Annotated in this window: 18 protein-coding genes; 14 read left to right on the plus strand and 4 right to left on the minus strand. The window is 58.7% G+C overall.

What is annotated here, in order from left to right:
• Positions 1-3 precede the first annotated feature (3 nt).
• Both U862_RS0124230 and U862_RS0124235 read right to left on the minus strand, forming a co-directional pair.
• Positions 4-2,040: a HAMP domain-containing sensor histidine kinase gene (locus U862_RS0124230; RefSeq protein WP_025112775.1), complete on the minus strand. Its 2,037-nt coding sequence runs from the start codon at positions 2,038-2,040 to the stop codon at positions 4-6.
• A 45-nt stretch (positions 2,041-2,085) separates the two neighbouring features.
• Positions 2,086-3,003, minus strand: coding sequence for a putative 2-dehydropantoate 2-reductase (locus U862_RS0124235; protein WP_025112776.1), 918 nt, complete (start codon positions 3,001-3,003; stop codon positions 2,086-2,088).
• Between the two features lie 140 nt (positions 3,004-3,143).
• Between U862_RS0124235 and U862_RS0124240 the strand changes: the two genes are divergently transcribed.
• Entirely contained in the window at positions 3,144-3,629 is a 486-nt protein-coding gene (locus U862_RS0124240) for a YajQ family cyclic di-GMP-binding protein (protein WP_025112777.1), read from the plus strand.
• Positions 3,630-3,780: 151 nt separating this feature from the next.
• Positions 3,781-4,623, plus strand: a complete 843-nt coding sequence (locus tag U862_RS0124245; RefSeq protein WP_025112778.1) for a mechanosensitive ion channel family protein — start codon at positions 3,781-3,783, stop codon at positions 4,621-4,623.
• Between the two features lie 116 nt (positions 4,624-4,739).
• On the opposite strand, the gene U862_RS0124250 is transcribed toward U862_RS0124245, so the two are convergent.
• Complete coding sequence (locus U862_RS0124250; protein WP_025112779.1) at positions 4,740-6,089, minus strand: OprD family porin; 1,350 nt, start codon at positions 6,087-6,089, stop codon at positions 4,740-4,742.
• An 893-nt stretch (positions 6,090-6,982) separates the two neighbouring features.
• Between U862_RS0124250 and U862_RS0124255 the strand changes: the two genes are divergently transcribed.
• Entirely contained in the window at positions 6,983-7,408 is a 426-nt protein-coding gene (locus U862_RS0124255) for an HIT domain-containing protein (RefSeq protein WP_025112780.1), read from the plus strand.
• A 3-nt stretch (positions 7,409-7,411) separates the two neighbouring features.
• On the plus strand, positions 7,412-7,618 hold the full coding sequence (locus tag U862_RS0124260) for a SlyX family protein (RefSeq protein WP_025112781.1): 207 nt from the start codon (positions 7,412-7,414) through the stop codon (positions 7,616-7,618).
• A gap of 72 nt (positions 7,619-7,690) precedes the next feature.
• Here the strand turns inward: U862_RS0124260 and U862_RS31330 are convergent, their stop codons facing one another.
• Entirely contained in the window at positions 7,691-8,293 is a 603-nt protein-coding gene (locus tag U862_RS31330) for a cold-shock protein (protein WP_025112782.1), read from the minus strand.
• A 310-nt stretch (positions 8,294-8,603) separates the two neighbouring features.
• Between U862_RS31330 and U862_RS0124270 the strand changes: the two genes are divergently transcribed.
• From U862_RS0124270 to tolQ, 10 genes are all read left to right on the plus strand, one after another.
• Positions 8,604-9,074, plus strand: coding sequence for a Dps family protein (locus tag U862_RS0124270; RefSeq protein ID WP_025112783.1), 471 nt, complete (start codon positions 8,604-8,606; stop codon positions 9,072-9,074).
• A 185-nt stretch (positions 9,075-9,259) separates the two neighbouring features.
• The gene (locus U862_RS0124275) at positions 9,260-9,595 is read left to right on the plus strand and encodes a ribbon-helix-helix domain-containing protein (protein ID WP_025112784.1); all 336 of its coding nucleotides are present in this window, start codon (positions 9,260-9,262) and stop codon (positions 9,593-9,595) included.
• Between the two features lie 133 nt (positions 9,596-9,728).
• Positions 9,729-9,950 (plus strand): FmdB family zinc ribbon protein, encoded by a 222-nt coding sequence (locus U862_RS0124280; protein WP_025112785.1) that lies wholly within the window; start codon positions 9,729-9,731, stop codon positions 9,948-9,950.
• A 100-nt stretch (positions 9,951-10,050) separates the two neighbouring features.
• Positions 10,051-11,826 carry an aspartate--tRNA ligase gene (gene aspS / locus U862_RS0124285; protein ID WP_025112786.1) on the plus strand — a complete coding sequence of 592 codons (1,776 nt, stop codon included), beginning with the start codon at positions 10,051-10,053 and terminating at the stop codon, positions 11,824-11,826.
• A 128-nt stretch (positions 11,827-11,954) separates the two neighbouring features.
• A complete protein-coding gene (locus U862_RS0124290) occupies positions 11,955-12,701 on the plus strand; it encodes a YebC/PmpR family DNA-binding transcriptional regulator (protein ID WP_007912738.1) in 747 nt (248 codons plus the stop codon).
• Between the two features lie 157 nt (positions 12,702-12,858).
• Positions 12,859-13,386, plus strand: a complete 528-nt coding sequence (gene ruvC / locus U862_RS0124295) for a crossover junction endodeoxyribonuclease RuvC (RefSeq protein WP_025112787.1) — start codon at positions 12,859-12,861, stop codon at positions 13,384-13,386.
• Positions 13,387-13,500: 114 nt separating this feature from the next.
• On the plus strand, positions 13,501-14,109 hold the full coding sequence (gene ruvA / locus U862_RS0124300; protein ID WP_025112788.1) for a Holliday junction branch migration protein RuvA: 609 nt from the start codon (positions 13,501-13,503) through the stop codon (positions 14,107-14,109).
• A complete protein-coding gene (gene ruvB, locus U862_RS0124305; protein WP_025112789.1) occupies positions 14,110-15,171 on the plus strand; it encodes a Holliday junction branch migration DNA helicase RuvB in 1,062 nt (353 codons plus the stop codon).
• A 127-nt stretch (positions 15,172-15,298) separates the two neighbouring features.
• On the plus strand, positions 15,299-15,766 hold the full coding sequence (ybgC, locus tag U862_RS0124310) for a tol-pal system-associated acyl-CoA thioesterase (protein WP_025112790.1): 468 nt from the start codon (positions 15,299-15,301) through the stop codon (positions 15,764-15,766).
• Positions 15,756-16,451, plus strand: a complete 696-nt coding sequence (tolQ, locus tag U862_RS0124315; protein ID WP_003227517.1) for a protein TolQ — start codon at positions 15,756-15,758, stop codon at positions 16,449-16,451. Before ybgC ends, tolQ begins: the two co-directional genes overlap by 11 nt.
• Positions 16,452-16,468: the final 17 nt, after the last annotated feature.

Genomic DNA, 16,468 nt, shown 5'->3' on the forward strand with positions numbered 1-16,468 from the left:
GGGTTACCTCGTCAGTTGATTGGTTTCGGCCGCGATGGCTGCAGGTTGCGACAGGGGCAGGCGTAAGGTGAAGCAGGTGCCCTGGCCCGGTGTGGACTGCACTTCCATCTGCCCTTTGTGATTGTTGGTGATGATGAAGTACGACACCGACAGCCCAAGCCCGGTGCCCTGGCCGATTTCCTTGGTGGTGAAGAATGGCTCGAAGGTACGTTTGCGCACGTTCTCGCTCATGCCGATGCCGTTGTCCTCGACCTGAATCTCGGCCCACGGTGGATTCAGCCGGGTGCGCAGGATGATCCGTCCAGGCTCGCTGTCGTCTTCGCGCTGGTGAATGGCTTGCGCAGCGTTTTTCAGCAGGTTGAGCAGCACTTGCTCCAGTTCGTTGGCGGTGCCTGGCACCGGGCCAAGCGCCGGGTCGAACTGACGGATGATCGCCTGGCCCTTGAAGTCGAAACCGATCGCCAGATCGAAGTCGTTGCCGGCAATCTCCACCGCCTGATCGATCAGCGCCGGCAAATCGCACGGTGCCATTTGCCGCGTACTGCGCCGGCTGAAACTGAGCATGTGGGTGACGATTTTTGCCGCCCGGGCGCCGGCCTGCTGGATGCCGTCGAGCAGTTTCGGCACTTCGCGGTTTTGCAGGTACAGGTTGACCGTGTCCAGTTCGATGCCGAGTTGTTCGGCGGTTTCGAGGTTTTTCGGCAGGTCCGGCGACAGCCGTCGGCGAATGTTCTGCACGTTGTGCAGGATCGCGCCGAGCGGGTTGTTGATCTCATGCGCCATGCCGGCGGCGAGACCACCCACCGAGAGCATCTTTTCCGACTGCACCATCATTTCTTCCAGCGACAGGCGCTGAGTGATGTCATCGATACGGATCACCACGCCACGCCCGGCGCCACCCATCAGCGGGTAAAAGGTCAGGGCGTAATGCTTGGGTTCATCATCCTTGAACCAGGTCACCCGCTCGATCTTCGCCACCGTGTGTTCTTCCACGGTCTGCTTGAGTTGCGGCAGAAACGGTTTGAGCGGCTCAAAGGCGAGGAAGATCGGCTGGTTCAACGCCTCATCCAGGCGCGTCCCGGAGAGCGCGCTGGCCTCCTGGTTCCACTGGGTCACGTAGAGCTGTTCGTCGAGGGCGATCAGCGCCGAGGGCATGGAGTCGATGATGCTGTTGAGGTAGTTCTGGAATCCGGTGAGTTTCTTCTCGATCTTGCTGCGCACCTGGACTTCCAGTTCCAGCTTGCGGTTGGTGTGGCGGGTTTCTTCGGCAAGGCCCTGAGCCTGATCGTAAGCGGCTTGCGAATCGTCACGGGCGCGTTTGAGTTGCTGTTCGCGGGCTTCGATGCGCGAGAGCATGGTGTTGAACGCTTCGGCAAGGCTGCCGATTTCATCATGGTTGCCGCGTGAGGCGCGCAGGGCGTAGTTCTCCTCGCGGGTGACCTGACGCGAGAGTTCTTCCAGTTGATGGATCGGGCGAGTGATCAGGCGTTTGATCTGCCGGGCAATCACCAGCCACAGCAGCACACTGAAAATCAGGATGCCGAGACTGGCAGTCAATGTGCCGGTGTAGAACGCCATCGGCAGTTCACTGCTGGCGACCAGCAGCAGATGCCCCGGCTCAGTCCCCGGGCGGGGCAGGGTAATCAACTGATTGCTGCGAAATTCGGTGAGTTGCCAGGCTTCGACGTGCCGATAGCGTTCCGGCAGATTGAGCTTGTCGCCGCGCTGAACCTGAGCGATCCGGTCGCCCTTGCCGTCGTACAGCGCCGCCGCGCGCAACGGCGAGTAGCTGTCGAGTTCCTTGAGCAGGCGTTCGGCGCTTTGCGGTGACTCCAGGGCCTGTGCAACCAGGCTGGGGTTGGATATCAGCCGGCCGATGGTCTGCAGAGCCTGCGGCGCCATGCTTTCCTGGGAGATGTAATAGGCGGCGCTGATAAAGGTCAGGTTGGCGACCAGCAGAACGGTGGTCAACAACACCAGCAGGGCGGCCAGCAGTTTCTGGCCGACCGGCAGGTTTTCAAGGCGCTGGCGCAATGGCATCAGGTTTATCGCAGCAAAGGAACAAGTGGCCAGCGTAGCCGCTGCTCAGTCGCTGGGCAATCCAAGGCTGTGCAGATGGCCGACCAGACGCTGCTGCAATTGCTTGAGGTGCGGCAGGTTCAGTTGATGGCGCGTGGCGACTTTGCAGGCGTGACCCAGCAAGTAGCTGATTTCGGTACGGCGCTGGTTCGCTACGTCCTGATACATGGAGGAGTAATTGGCCGCCGTGGCGTGGATCACCCGCTCGACTTCCTGTTGCAGATTGACCGCCGCGGCTGGTTGGCCACAGCGCTCCAGCAACTCGGCCAGCTCATTGCACAGCGTGGCGACTTCGCACTGATGCTGCTCAAGCCCGCCGTTACGGCAGTTGTGGAGCACGGTCAACGGATTGATCGCGCAATTGAGCGCCAGTTTGCGCCACAGGCGGGTGAGGATGTCGGTGCTCCATTCGTGGGGGATTTTCGCTGCTTGCAGATCGTCGAGCCAGATCGGTGCCACCGGGTGCCCGGCATCACCCAGCCAGGTGAAACCATGACCGGCGAACACCACGCGCCAGTCACCGTCGCGGAACGCGCCTTCGGTGCTGGAGGCGCTGATACAGCGCGCCTGCGGTACCAGTGCTGCGACGGCGTCCTGACTGCCGAGGCCGTTTTGCAGCAGGATCAGTTCGGCATCTGCCGTCAGGCGCGGGGCGAGGCGGGCGACGGCGCTTTCGGCGTCATAGGCCTTGGAGGCGACCAGCAGGCGGCGGATCGGTTCTGCATCGTCCGGCGTTTGCGCGGGGACGGCATAGGTGTTGGCCTCGCCGTGTTCGACCAGGGTCAGGCCATCCGCCGCCTGATAGTCGCGCAAACGCTGGGCATCACGCACGATCAGGCGCACCGGCAGACCGGCCCGGGCCAGGCGCGTGGCCCATAGCGTGCCGAGACTGCCGGCGCCGAGAACGTGCCAGGGGGTGGACATCAGTTTTTCACTCGGTAAGGTACTGGCATGCAAGGCTCGCCGTATCGGTGGGAAAAGACCCGTTATAATGAGCCGGATTTTAACCGCAAGCCAAGCGCGCTCCATCCTGATCGAGCGCGACTTTTTATTGGAGAGATTACATGCCGTCGTTCGACGTGGTATCCGAACTGGACAAACACGAACTCACCAACGCGGTCGAGAACGCCGTGAAGGAACTCGATCGTCGTTATGACCTGAAAGGCAAAGGCAGCTTCGAGTTCAAGGAAAAGGACCTGACCGTCAACCTGACCGCTGAAGCCGGGTTCCAGCTGGAAGCGATGATCGAGATCCTGAAGCTGGCCCTGACCAAGCGCAAGATCGACGTACAGTGCCTTGAAGTAAAAGACGCTTACGCCTCGGGCAAGCTGATGAAACAGGACGCGATCCTCAAGGAAGGCATCGACAAGGAGCTGGCGAAGAAGATCGTCGCTCACATCAAGGAGGCCAAGCTCAAGGTACAGGCCGCCATCCAGGGCGAGCAGGTACGTGTGACTGGCAAGAAACGCGATGATCTGCAGGAAGCCATTGCTGCCCTGCGTGCCAAAGAGTTCGGCATGCCACTGCAGTTCAACAACTTCCGCGACTAAGCTCGGTCAGATGACCTGTGGGAGCGGGCTTGCTCGCGAAAGCGGTGTGTTCGGCAACTCATTGCTGAATGACGCACGACTTTCGCGAGCAAGCCCGCTCCCATTTTTAATTTGTAAACAGCCCGGGTAGCCGGAAATCAGGAGATGGAAGATGGATTTGAACGCTGAAGTAGACAACCTGGTCAAGGCATCCCAGGCGTGGATTCCGATGATCATGGAGTACGGCAGCCGCGTGCTGCTGGCGGTCATTACACTGGCGATCGGCTGGTGGCTGATCAACAAGGTCACGCAAAAGCTCGGCGGCCTGCTGGCTCTGCGCAACGCCGACCTGGCGCTGCAAGGCTTCATCAGCAGCCTGGCGAACATCATTCTCAAGGTGCTGCTGATCGTCAGCGTGGCCTCGATGATCGGTGTCGAAACCACCTCGTTCGTGGCGGCAATCGGTGCTGCAGGTCTGGCCATCGGCCTGGCGTTGCAGGGCAGTCTGGCGAACTTCGCCGGCGGCGTGCTGATTCTGCTGTTCCGTCCGTTCCGTATCGGTGACTGGATCGAAGCGCAGGGCGTGGCGGGTACTGTCGACAGCATCCAGATTTTCCATACCGTGCTGCGTACTGGCGACAACAAGACCATCATCGTGCCGAACGGTAACCTGTCCAACGGCATCATCACCAACACCAACCGTCAGCCAACCCGTAAAGTTGTGTTCGATGTGTGTGTGGATTACGAGGCAGATCTGCAGAAAGCGCGTCAGGTGCTGCTGGATCTGGCCAAGGATGACCGTGTCATGCAGGACCCTGCACCGCAGGCAGTGATTTCGACGCTCGGTGACAGTTCGATCACTGTTTCCCTGCGTGTCTGGGTTAAAACCGCGGACTACTGGGATGTGATGTTCATGTTTAACGAACAGTCGCGTGATCGTTTAAAGACTGCCGGTATTGATATCCCGTTTCCACAGCGTGTGATTCGTGTGGTTCAGGAGTCGGCAACACAATGATAGGTTGCTAATTAAATGCCTGACTTGTTGGTCAGGCATTTATTACAAGTGACAGGCAATAAAAAGGCCCATCCGAAGATGGGCCTTTTTTATGCTTCCAAACTAACCACTGACAATTACAGAATGTTCAGTGGGTATTCGGTGATCAGGCGGAACTCTTTAACGTCGCCTTCGCCTTCATCAGCGTTAGCAACGTGCCAGGCTTGACGAATACGGAAGGACAGATCTTTCGCAGGGCCAGACTGAACAACGTACTTGGCTTCGAAGTTGGTTTCGTGGTGTTTGCCATCTTCACCGTAAAGACCGGCGTAAGCGCTACCCGCTGGAGTGTGGGTACCGTCGATATCCCAACCTTTAACGTAGCGAACCATGAAGCTCAGACCAGGAACGCCATACTCGGCCATTTTCAGGTCGTAACGGGCTTGAAGGGATTTCTCGCCTGCACCGTTAAAGTCGGAGTACTGGATGGAGTTGGCGAGGAAGATCGAGTCGCCACCACGGTTGTTCTTGCCCACGCCGATGTAGTCGAACGGGGTGTCGCCGTTGACCTTCTGGAAGGCCAGGGTGAAGGTGTGTGCCTTCAGGAACGACAGGGCGGTTGCCAGCGAGAAGGCGGTGTTGCTGATGTCGCCCGCTTTGGCGCTGCCGGTGTCGGTGGTGCGGTAGATGTTGAAGTCGGTGTTCAGCGAAGTATCACCACCGAACGGGGTGGTGAGGTTCACGTTGGCGTAGTACTGGTTCCAGATGTCTTCCAGTTTGGCGCCGTACAGCGATGCAGTCAGGTTGTCAGTGATGCCGTATTTACCACCGAAGTAGTCGATGTTCTTGGCTTCAACGCCGGCGTAGGTGGCGTAAAGGCCGCCATCACGGGCGTTTTTGTCCTGGCTGGTAGCCGAGTAGAAGTGACCCGCTTCGAGGTCCAGATCTTTGACTTCGCTGCTCTGCAACTGGAAGCCAGTGGCAGTTTGCGGAAGGATACGGGAGCCGCCAACAGCGAATACCGGGGCAGTGCTTGGCTGCATGTCACCGAATTTCAGTTCGGTTTTGGAGACGCGGAACTTGATGGCAGCGCCGGCTTTGCCTTGGCTTTCATCAACGTCGTGGGCATAACCGTTGGCCTTGACGGAGTCGCTACGGCTCATGTTGCCAGTACCGGAAGTACCATCACCGCCATCCAGTTTTACCGCCAGGTAACCGAATGCATCGATACCGACGCCTACGGTGCCTTGGGTGTAACCGGAAGTGAAGTTACCGAGAAAGCCCTGGGTCCAGTCTTTCTGGTCGTGGCCGCCGTTCTTGTTGTCGCGGTTGAAGTAGTAGTTCTTCAACGTCTCGGTGAGTTTCGCACCTTCAACAAAACCTTTGGCTTCTGCCTGGTCATCTACAAACGGTGCGGCCGTAGCCAACTGAGTACTGGCTGCTGCTGCAACGGCCAGTGCGATTGTGCTCCACTTCATCACGCGCATCGTGATTTGCTCCTTTGGTTTTAGAAGAGTACTGCCGTCCCACCTGTTTTATTATCTGGGCGGCTCTTTCTTTTTGTGTCGGCGCAAACTTATATCACGCCGACAATGTTGGCGATACTTGCACATACAACCTTTCACGTTCTTTACGACGACGTCGCAAATGGCTTGGTTGATGTCGCAAATTCACAGTACCAATGCAGCCGGACTGACAACTTTATCGCTGTTTCTGGGCCTTTTTGCATCGGTAAAAAAGAGTCCCTGGCAAAACACTTGAATCTCCATTGGGGCAACCCTGCCACCGTATTTGTTGGTCTCAAGCCCCCACTTCCCGTGGTGCGCTTATAGACCATGTGTGTCTCAATGCAACAAGCGTGCACAAATCGCCAAGTTGTCGCGTTTATTTTTCCGAACAGCTGCCTGTGCCTGTGAAAACCTTGTGAAAACGGGGGTTCAAGCCCTTTTGTATCAGGAGCTTGACGCACTCCCTTGCATGGTGTTGTCACGTTGGAATTGGGGCGTGACAACCAAAAACGTTACCGGTTCACCCCATTGGTGAGTATTCGGCGGATGCTCGACGCACTGAGCGTAGACGCACTGTGCGGTTTTGGTGCAAAAAAATTACACGCTGTACAGGATTCATACAGTTCAGCGTGAGCGTGCAGTCAGGTGCAGCAGGTGTTTTCGGGTATTTTTGGGTGTTCGATGGCAATCCTGGCTCTGTGATGGTGCGCGGTCTCTTCAGATGTCTCTTGTCGGGGCTGTGCCGGTATGGGCAGCACTGTCATCGTGAAGCCCGGCGCATTCGCAGGTATGCTGCCTGCCTGTCGCTTGGTGCGTTGCCCGTCGGGACGGCCGCTAAGCTCAATGATGTAGATCAGCCGGGAGTGCACCCAGTGTTTGCTTTAGATTCACGACTTCAACAGGACACCCTGACCATCGGCGACTTCCCGCTGTGCCGACTGTTGCTGTCCAACGATGCCAATTACCCGTGGTTCATCCTGGTGCCACGCCGCGACGATATCAGCGAGTTGTTTCAGTTGGATGTCGCTGATCAGCAGCAGTTGTGGCAGGAAACCACCGCGCTGGCTGAGCTGCTCAAGGATTTGTTCGACGCCGACAAGCTGAACGTCGCGACCCTGGGCAACGTCGTCAGCCAGCTGCACATGCATGTGATTGTGCGTAAACGCGACGATGCGGCATGGCCGGCACCGGTCTGGGGCAAGCCCCCGGCCAAACCCTACAGCGCAGAGCAGGTAGCCGCCATTCGTGAACGGCTGCGTCTGGTGCTGACCGAACATTTCACGTTTCTGGAGGGCTGAATCATGAGCCTTGAAGAGCGCGTTACCGATCTGGAAAGCCGTCTGGCCTTCCAGGATGACACCATTCAGGCGTTGAACGACGAGCTGGTGGCGCAGCAGCGTGTGATCGAGCGTCTGCAGCTGCAAATGGCGGCACTGCTCAAGCGTCAGGAGGAGATGGTCGGGCAGTTTGACTCTTTCGAGGAAGAGGCGCCGCCGCCCCATTACTGATGTCGGCACGTTTGTGCGGGCGTAAAAAAACCGCGAACAGCCTGGCTGTTCGCGGTTTTTTGTTGCCTTGGATCAGCGACGCGGCAGGGCGGCGATCACGTCCTCGGCTTGCAGACCTTTATCGCGGTTCATCACCGAGAACTCCACGCGCTGGCCTTCGACCAGAACACGGTGGCCTTCACCACGGATTGCACGAAAGTGCACGAAAATATCATCGCCGGAATCCCGGGAAATAAAGCCGAAGCCTTTAGAGGTGTTGAACCACTTGACGGTCCCGGTATCGCGGTTGCTCATGTCATAGCTGACAGGTGCAGCCGCCGGCGAAGACTTGTAAAAGCTCACGGCCAGGTGCAGGACCACGGCAACCAGGGCTATCACCAGGCTGAACAGCACGGCTGGTTGGCCGGCGATGACCGGCATCGGTGCGATCAGGGTCAGGGTTTGCAGGACGACAGTCAGCACGAGAAGAGCGCTGACGAGGTTTTGCAGATGCTGGCGCGGGCCTTTGTTCCAGTAAGGAATCACTGGAGCGATGACCAGGTTCAGCAGGCCGAAAAAGGCCAGGTAAAGTGCGTCGGGTTGTTGCAGGTAAGGAACGGCTTCGGATTTCAAGCTGGGTATGAACGACAGCAGCAAGGCCGCTGCGCCCATTAGCAGGTGGACGATTTTCAACATTTTGATTGGCTCACGTTATGACGGCTCACAAGGAAGAGCTGAAGGCGCACGGTTCGCTTCGGAACAATAAAGAGGCGTTGGACACGTGCCCGGCATCAGCCTATGCGCCACACCCCCGAAAAATGGGGCGTAGCGACACGCTGCCTATTTAACAGCAAAGCCTGCAGCTACTCAAATCACCCCGGCCAGCGGCACCTGCCCGGTCGATTTGTCGCACCACGCGCGCCGATTGCTGGCTGCGAGGTGGCGGTTGCCTTGCTAGAGTGGGTCTGCACCTGCTGGATGAATTCAATCGCCTTAGGGGGTAAACATGGCAATCGATATCGGTATCAGTGAAGAAGACCGCAAGTCCATCGTCGAGGGGCTGTCGCGGCTGCTGTCGGACACCTACGTGCTGTATCTGAAAACCCATAACTTCCACTGGAACGTCACAGGTCCCATGTTCAGGACCCTGCACCTGATGTTCGAAGAGCAGTACAACGAACTGGCGCTGGCCGTGGACCTGATCGCCGAGCGCATTCGCGCCCTGGGCTTTCCGGCGCCGGGGGCTTACGCCACCTACGCGCGCCTTTCTTCCATCAAGGAGGAGGTGGGCGTGCCGAGTGCCGAGAACATGATCAAGCAACTGGTCGAGGGGCAGGAAGCGGTGACGCGCACCGCGCGCGGCATCTTCCCTCTGCTGGACAAGGTCAGTGATGAACCCACGGCCGACCTGCTGACCCAGCGCATGCAGGTGCATGAGAAGACCGCCTGGATGCTGCGCGCGCTGCTGGAGGCCTGATCGCCCGGTGCGCGGACGTCCCGGGGTGGTGGATGTCCGCGTGCTGGTTCAAATCTTACTGATTATGTCGGCTTATCCTACGCAGATGGGCAACTAGTCATCTGGCGCTAACTTTGCGTCTGCGTTTTTATGAGGGCACAGGAAGTTGCCTTTATAAGCAGTGATGACAAAGGAGTGTCAGCGATATGGTAGGTGGAGACAGGCGAAGCGAACAGACCGGTTCGCATCAGGAGATGAAGGTCGATCCGTTTGTCAGCGATTTCGACTTCGAGTTGATCCGGCCGCTGTCCAGGTCGGTGCGTTTGAATGGCTTTGCGACTTGCTTGAGGCTTGAGCAGGTTTACTGGAACATTCTTGGCGGTATGGCCGAAGACAACGGCTGTTCGGTCAGTACGCTGTTGTCCCATGTGGACCGCGAAGTACACCTGCGCCATGGCGGGGTGAAAAACTTCAGCGGTCTGGTGCGGGTGGTGTGCGTGATGAACGGCCTGCGTGATACCCCGTCGGCCGTCATGCCCTGAACGGGCAATACTTGAAATGACGTGGCGGGCTGTGCAGTCTTACGGCTGCACAGCCCGCATTTAATGGATATAATCCCGCTCTTTCGCCGCAAAGCCCTGCGCGCGGTGGCAATCTGATCGCCGAGACACCCCCATGCCGATGTACGATTACCAATGTGCTTCCTGTGGTCATCAGTTGGAAGCCATTCAAAAGATCAGCGAGGCACCGCTGGTCGACTGCCCTGCCTGTCAGGCGCCAGAGCTCAGGAAACAGCTGTCCATGCCGGGTTTTCGCCTCAGCGGCAGCGGTTGGTACGAAACCGATTTCAAGACCGGAGCCAAGAAGAACCTGGCCGGTGGCGACAAATCTGACTAGGGTTCAGGCCCAGGTCGAACGACACGCGTGAGATTTCGCAATGCTTGATGGCGACGGGATCTCCACCGAATTTCGAATTACGAGAAGCGAAACCACTACCATGATGCGCAGCCATTATTGCGGCCAACTGAACGAAAGCCTGGAAGGCCAGGAAATTACCCTTTGCGGATGGGTTCACCGTCGTCGCGACCACGGCGGGGTGATTTTCCTCGATATCCGTGATCGTGATGGTCTGGCCCAGGTGGTATTCGATCCGGATCGCGCCGAGAGCTTCGCCGCTGCCGATCGCGTGCGCAGCGAGTACGTGGTGAAGATCACCGGCAAGGTGCGTCTGCGTCCGACCGGCGCCACCAACGCCAACATGGCGTCGGGCATGATCGAAGTGCTGGGCTACGAGCTGGAAGTGCTGAACGAGTCGGAAACCCCGCCGTTCCCGCTGAACGAGTTCTCCGACGTCGGCGAGGAGACCCGCCTGCGCTATCGCTTCCTCGACCTGCGTCGTCCGGAAATGGCCGAGAAGCTGCGTCTGCGTTCGCGCATGACCACCAGCATCCGCCGCTTCCTCGACGAAAACGGCTTCCTCGACGTTGAAACCCCGATCCTGACCCGTGCCACCCCTGAAGGTGCACGTGACTATCTGGTGCCAAGCCGTACTCACGCCGGTTCGTTCTTTGCGCTGCCGCAATCGCCGCAGCTGTTCAAACAGCTGCTGATGGTGGCCGGTTTCGACCGTTACTACCAGATCGCCAAGTGCTTCCGCGACGAAGACCTGCGCGCTGATCGCCAGCCTGAATTCACCCAGATCGACATCGAGACCAGCTTCCTCGATGAAAAAGAGATCATGGGCCTGACCGAAGAAATGATCCGCAACCTGTTCAAGGAAGTGCTGGGTCTGGAGTTCGGCGACTTCCCGCACATGACTTTCGAAGAAGCCATGCGCCGCTACGGTTCCGACAAACCAGACCTGCGTAACCCGCTGGAACTGGTCGACGTTGCCGATCAACTCAAAGAAGTCGATTTCAAAGTATTCAGCGGCCCGGCCAACGATCCGAAATGCCGTATCGCCGCACTGCGCGTTCCAGGCGGGGCGAGCATGCCGCGCAAGCAGATCGACGATTACACCAAGTTCGTCGGCATCTACGGTGCCAAGGGCCTGGCGTACATCAAGGTCAACGAGCGTGCTGCCGGTGTTGAAGGTCTGCAATCGCCGATCGTGAAAAACATTCCTGAAGACAAGCTGAACGTGATCCTTGACCGCGTTGGCGCAGTCGATGGCGACATCGTGTTCTTCGGTGCCGACAAGGCCAAGATCGTCAGCGAGGCCCTGGGTGCGCTGCGTATCAAGCTCGGTCACGACCTCAAGCTGCTGACCTGCGAGTGGGCGCCAATGTGGGTCGTCGACTTCCCGATGTTCGAAGAAAACGACGACGGCAGTTTCTCCGCGCTGCACCACCCGTTCACCGCGCCGAAGTGCTCCCCGCAAGAGCTGGAAGCCAACCCGGCCGGCGCTCTGTCCCGCGCCTACGACATGGTGCTGAACGGCACTGAGCTGGGTGGCGGTTCGATCCGTATTCACCGCAAGGAAATGCAACAAGCAGTATTCCGTCTGTTGGGTATCAACGAAGCAGAACAGGAAGAGAAATTCGGCTTCCTGCTCGATGCGCTGAAGTACGGTGCACCGCCGCACGGTGGTCTGGCCTTCGGTCTGGACCGTCTGGTGATGCTGATGACCGGTGCCCAGTCGATCCGTGAAGTGATCGCCTTCCCGAAAACCCAGAGCGCTGCGGACGTGATGACGCAAGCACCGGGTGTGGTGGATGCCAAGGCACTGCGCGAGCTGCATATTCGTTTGCGCGAAACGCCAAAGGCTGAGTAAGACGGGCCTGAAGGCGCATCTTCGGATGCGCCTTTTTTCTATCTGTAGAGAGCAGGTCGAGATTTTTTGTTTGCTGGCCGCTGCATGAGCAGGGCGGGCAACGTTTCAAAGAGAATTCGGAGCGAGTTATGGCAGGTCATTCCAAGTGGGCGAACATCAAGCACCGCAAAGAACGTCAGGATGCCAAGAGAGGCAAGATCTTCACCAAGTGGATCCGTGAGCTGACCGTTGCGGCCCGTCAGGGCGGTGGCGATCCGGGCTCCAACCCGCGTCTGCGTCTGGCGCTGGACAAGGCGCTGAGCGCGAACATGAGTCGCGACATCATCGACCGTGCCGTGGCGCGCGGCGCCGGTGCGACCGAGGCGGACAACGTTGAAGAGCTGACCTACGAAGGCTATGGCCCGGGTGGCGTGGCGGTAATGGTCGAGTGCATGACCGACAACCGCAACCGTACCGCTGCAGCTGTACGTCATGCATTCAGCAAGTGTGGCGGCAATCTCGGCACCGATGGTTCGGTGGCGTATCTGTTCGAGCGCAAAGGCCAGATCAGCTTCGCGCCGGGCGTCGATGAAGACGCATTGACCGAAGCGGCGCTGGAAGCCGATGCCGATGACGTGGTCAGCCATGAAGACGGCTCGATTGACGTGTTCACCTCGTTCACCAGCTTCTACGCCGTGCGCAACGCGCTGGAAGCGGCCGGGTTCAAAGGTGATGACGCAGAAATCGTCATGCAGCCGACCACCAGCGCCGAGCTGGATCTGGAGGGCGCGGAGAAGGTGCTCAAGCTGATCGACATGCTTGAGGATCTGGACGACGTGCAGAACGTCTACTCCAACGCGGATATTCCCGAAGACGTGGCCGCTCAGCTCGGTTAAGAGCGACTAGGCTTGAATGTGGGAGCGGGCTTGCTCGCGAAGGCGGCTTATCAGCAGACATAATGCTGAATGACCCACCGCCTTCGCGAGCAAGCCCGCTCCCATATTGGTTATTCGCTGATTTGTTTTTTGTGTTTTTACCGACTCCGCAGGCGTTATGACTCTAATTCTTGGTATCGACCCCGGCTCGCGCATTACCGGTTACGGGATTGTTCGTGATACCGGACGCGGCGGCTGCATCTATGTCGCCTCGGGTTGCATCCGTACCGGCGCCGGTGAGCTGCATGAGCGGCTGCAAATCGTTTATCGCGGTGTGCGGGAAATCATTCAGACCTATGGCCCGGTGACCATGGGCATCGAAAAAGTGTTCATGGCGAAAAACGCCGACTCAGCGCTGAAGTTGGGGCAGGCGCGCGGGGCCGCGATTGTTGCTGGCGCTGAAGAGTGCCTGGAGATTGCCGAGTACACTGCAACCCAGGTCAAGCAAGCCGTGGTCGGCACCGGCGCTGCCAATAAGGAGCAGGTGCAGATGATGGTCATGCACATGCTCAAGCTGACCGCCAAGCCGCAAATCGATGCCTCGGACGCCCTCGCTATCGCCATTTGTCACGCGCACACCCGCTCCAGTCTGTTGCCGCATGGTCTGGGCGCCGCACGCAGTCGTGGCGGGCGCCTGCGTCTCTGATAGCATCAGCAATCAATTTTCCGGTATATGGGTTTTGTGCCTGGGTCGTCGGCCCGAATCCGTATTCCGTTTTGTCGCCAGCCCCCGGCTGGTCAACGCTCAAGGATCTGAAACGTGATTGGACGCTTGCGCGGCACCCTGGCTGAGAAACAGCCGCCGCACCTGATTCTGGATGTAAACGGCCTCGGGTATGAGCTGGAAGTGCCCATGACCACCCTTTATCGTCTGCCGTCGGTCGGTGAACCGCTGACGTTGCACACCCATTTGGTCGTACGCGAAGACGCGCAGTTACTCTATGGCTTCGCCGGCAAGCGTGAGCGAGACTTTTTTCGCGAGTTGATCCGTCTCAATGGTGTCGGGCCGAAACTGGCCCTGGCCTTGATGTCGAGCCTGGAAGTCGATGAGTTGATCCGCTGCGTGCAATCCCAGGACACTTCGGCGCTGACCAAGGTCCCGGGTGTTGGCAAGAAAACCGCCGAGCGTCTGCTGGTCGAGCTCAAAGACCGCTTCAAGGCCTGGGAAACCGTGCCGGCGATGTTCGCCCTGGTGCCGAACCAGCCGGACGGTCCGGCGCCGGTCAACACCGCCGAAAACGATGCGGTCAGCGCGCTGATTTCCCTGGGCTACAAGCCGCAGGAAGCGAGCAAGGCGATTTCCGCCATCAAGGACAAGAACCTGAGCAGTGAAGACATGATCCGCCGTGCCCTGAAGGGAATGATTTAAGTGATTGAAGCTGATCGTCTGATCGCCGCCGCGCACAGCCCGCGCGAGCGCGAAGAAGTCCAGGACCGGGCCATTCGCCCCGTCAGCCTGGCCGACTACATTGGCCAGCCGACGGTCCGCGAGCAGATGGAACTGTTCATCCAGGCCGCCCGTGGCCGTAACGAATCCCTCGATCACACGCTGATCTTCGGCCCCCCGGGGCTGGGTAAAACCACCCTGGCCAACATCATCGCCCAGGAAATGGGCGTGTCGATCAAGAGCACTTCCGGCCCGGTGCTTGAGCGCCCGGGCGATCTGGCGGCGTTGCTGACCAATCTGGAACCGCACGACGTGTTGTTCATCGATGAAATCCATCGTCTGTCGCCGATCGTGGAAGAAGTGCTGTACCCGGCCATGGAAGACTTTCAGCTCGACATCATGATCGGCGAAGGGCCGGCGGCGCGCTCGATCAAGCTGGATCTGCCACCGTTCACCCTCGTCGGCGCCACCACCCGCGCCGGCATGCTGACCAATCCGTTGCGTGACCGCTTCGGCATCGTCCAGCGTCTGGAGTTCTACAACACCGCCGACCTGTCGACGATTGTCAGTCGTTCGGCGAGCATTCTCGGCTTGCCGCTGGACCCGGAAGGTGCCTTTGAAGTGGCCCGCCGCGCCCGTGGTACGCCGCGGATCGCCAACCGTCTGCTGCGTCGGGTGCGGGATTTCGCTGAAGTCCGGGCCAAGGGTCACATCACCAAGGCCGTGGCCGATCTGGCGCTCAATCTGCTGGATGTCGATGAACATGGCTTCGATCATCAGGACCGGCGCTTGCTGCTGACCATGATCGAGAAGTTCGATGGCGGTCCGGTGGGCATCGACAGCCTGGCGGCTGCGATCAGCGAAGAACGCCACACCATTGAGGATGTGCTGGAGCCGTACCTGATTCAGCAGGGTTACATCATGCGCACGCCACGGGGCAGGGTGGTGACACGGCATGCGTACCTGCATTTCGGTTTAAACATTCCGTCACGAATGGGCGAGATGCCCGTGGTAGACGAGTTTCTCGATGCGGTAGACGATTAGTACACATTTATTGTCGATTTATTCAGCGTTTGTACTGTCACAGGACGGTACTTTTGCGGTAAAGCCTTTGAACAATGAAAAACAGTTGCCTGGCTGGATTGGCAACCCGAGGAGTAAGCACTAGAGTATGCGCGCGCAAAACGGGCTTGAGCCGTTCGCACATCGTTGTCGCGTTTATTACGAGGACACCGATGCCGGCGGCATCGTGTATTACGTTAATTACCTCAAGTTTATGGAACGGGCTCGAACCGAGCGGCTCCGAACGCTGGGCTTTTCCCAGTCGGAACTGGCAGGGGAGGACCTGTTGTTTGTCGTGCACTCCAGCGAAGCGCGCTACCACGCGCCGGCGCGACTGGACGACGAACTGCTGGTAAGCGCTGATGTAATCGAATTGAACCGTGCCAGCCTGCGCTTCAAACAGCAGGTCAGGCGGGCCACGGATAATGTGCTGCTCTGTGAAGGGCAGTTTCTGGTGGCCTGTGTGCGCACCGAAAGTTTGAAACCCCGGGCCATGCCCGAATCCTTGCGTGCGGCCTTTGCCGACGCGGGCGGCACGGGTACACACTCAAAGCAGGAGATAAAGCGTGGAAGCTAACGTCGTCGACCATTCCTCCATGTGGAGCCTGGTCAGCAATGCCAGCATCGTGGTGCAGTTGGTAATGTTGACCCTGGTGGCCGCATCGGTGACCTCATGGATCATGATCTTTCAGCGCAGCAATCTGCTGCGCGCCGGTCGACGCGCCCTGGAGAGCTTCGAGGAGCGCTTCTGGTCGGGTATCGACCTGTCCAAGCTGTACCGTCAGGCCGGCAGCAACCCGGATCCGGATTCGGGTGTGGAGCAGATCTTCCGTGCCGGTTTCAAGGAGTTCTCCCGTCTGCGTCAGCAGCCAGGCGTCGATCCTGAGGCGGTGATGGAAGGTGTGGCGCGAGCCATGCGCGTTGCCATTTCCCGTGAAGAAGAGAAGCTGGAGCAGAGCCTGCCGTTTCTCGCCACTGTTGGTTCCGTCAGCCCGTATATCGGTCTGTTCGGTACCGTATGGGGCATCATGAACTCCTTCCGTGGTCTGGCTCAGGCCCAGCAAGCGACCCTGGCCACCGTGGCCCCGGGTATCGCCGAAGCCCTGATCGCCACCGCAATCGGCCTGTTTGCCGCGATCCCGGCCGTTATCGCTTACAACCGTTTCTCAGCCCGCAGCGAAACCTTGCTGAGCCGCTACTACACCTTCGCCGATGAGTTCCAGGCGATCCTGCACCGCAAAGTGCACACCAGCGAAGAATAAGCAGGTATTTCCCGATG

Origin of the sequence: Pseudomonas sp. H1h (assembly GCF_000633255.1) — a bacterium.
In the GTDB taxonomy this organism is placed as follows: domain Bacteria; phylum Pseudomonadota; class Gammaproteobacteria; order Pseudomonadales; family Pseudomonadaceae; genus Aquipseudomonas.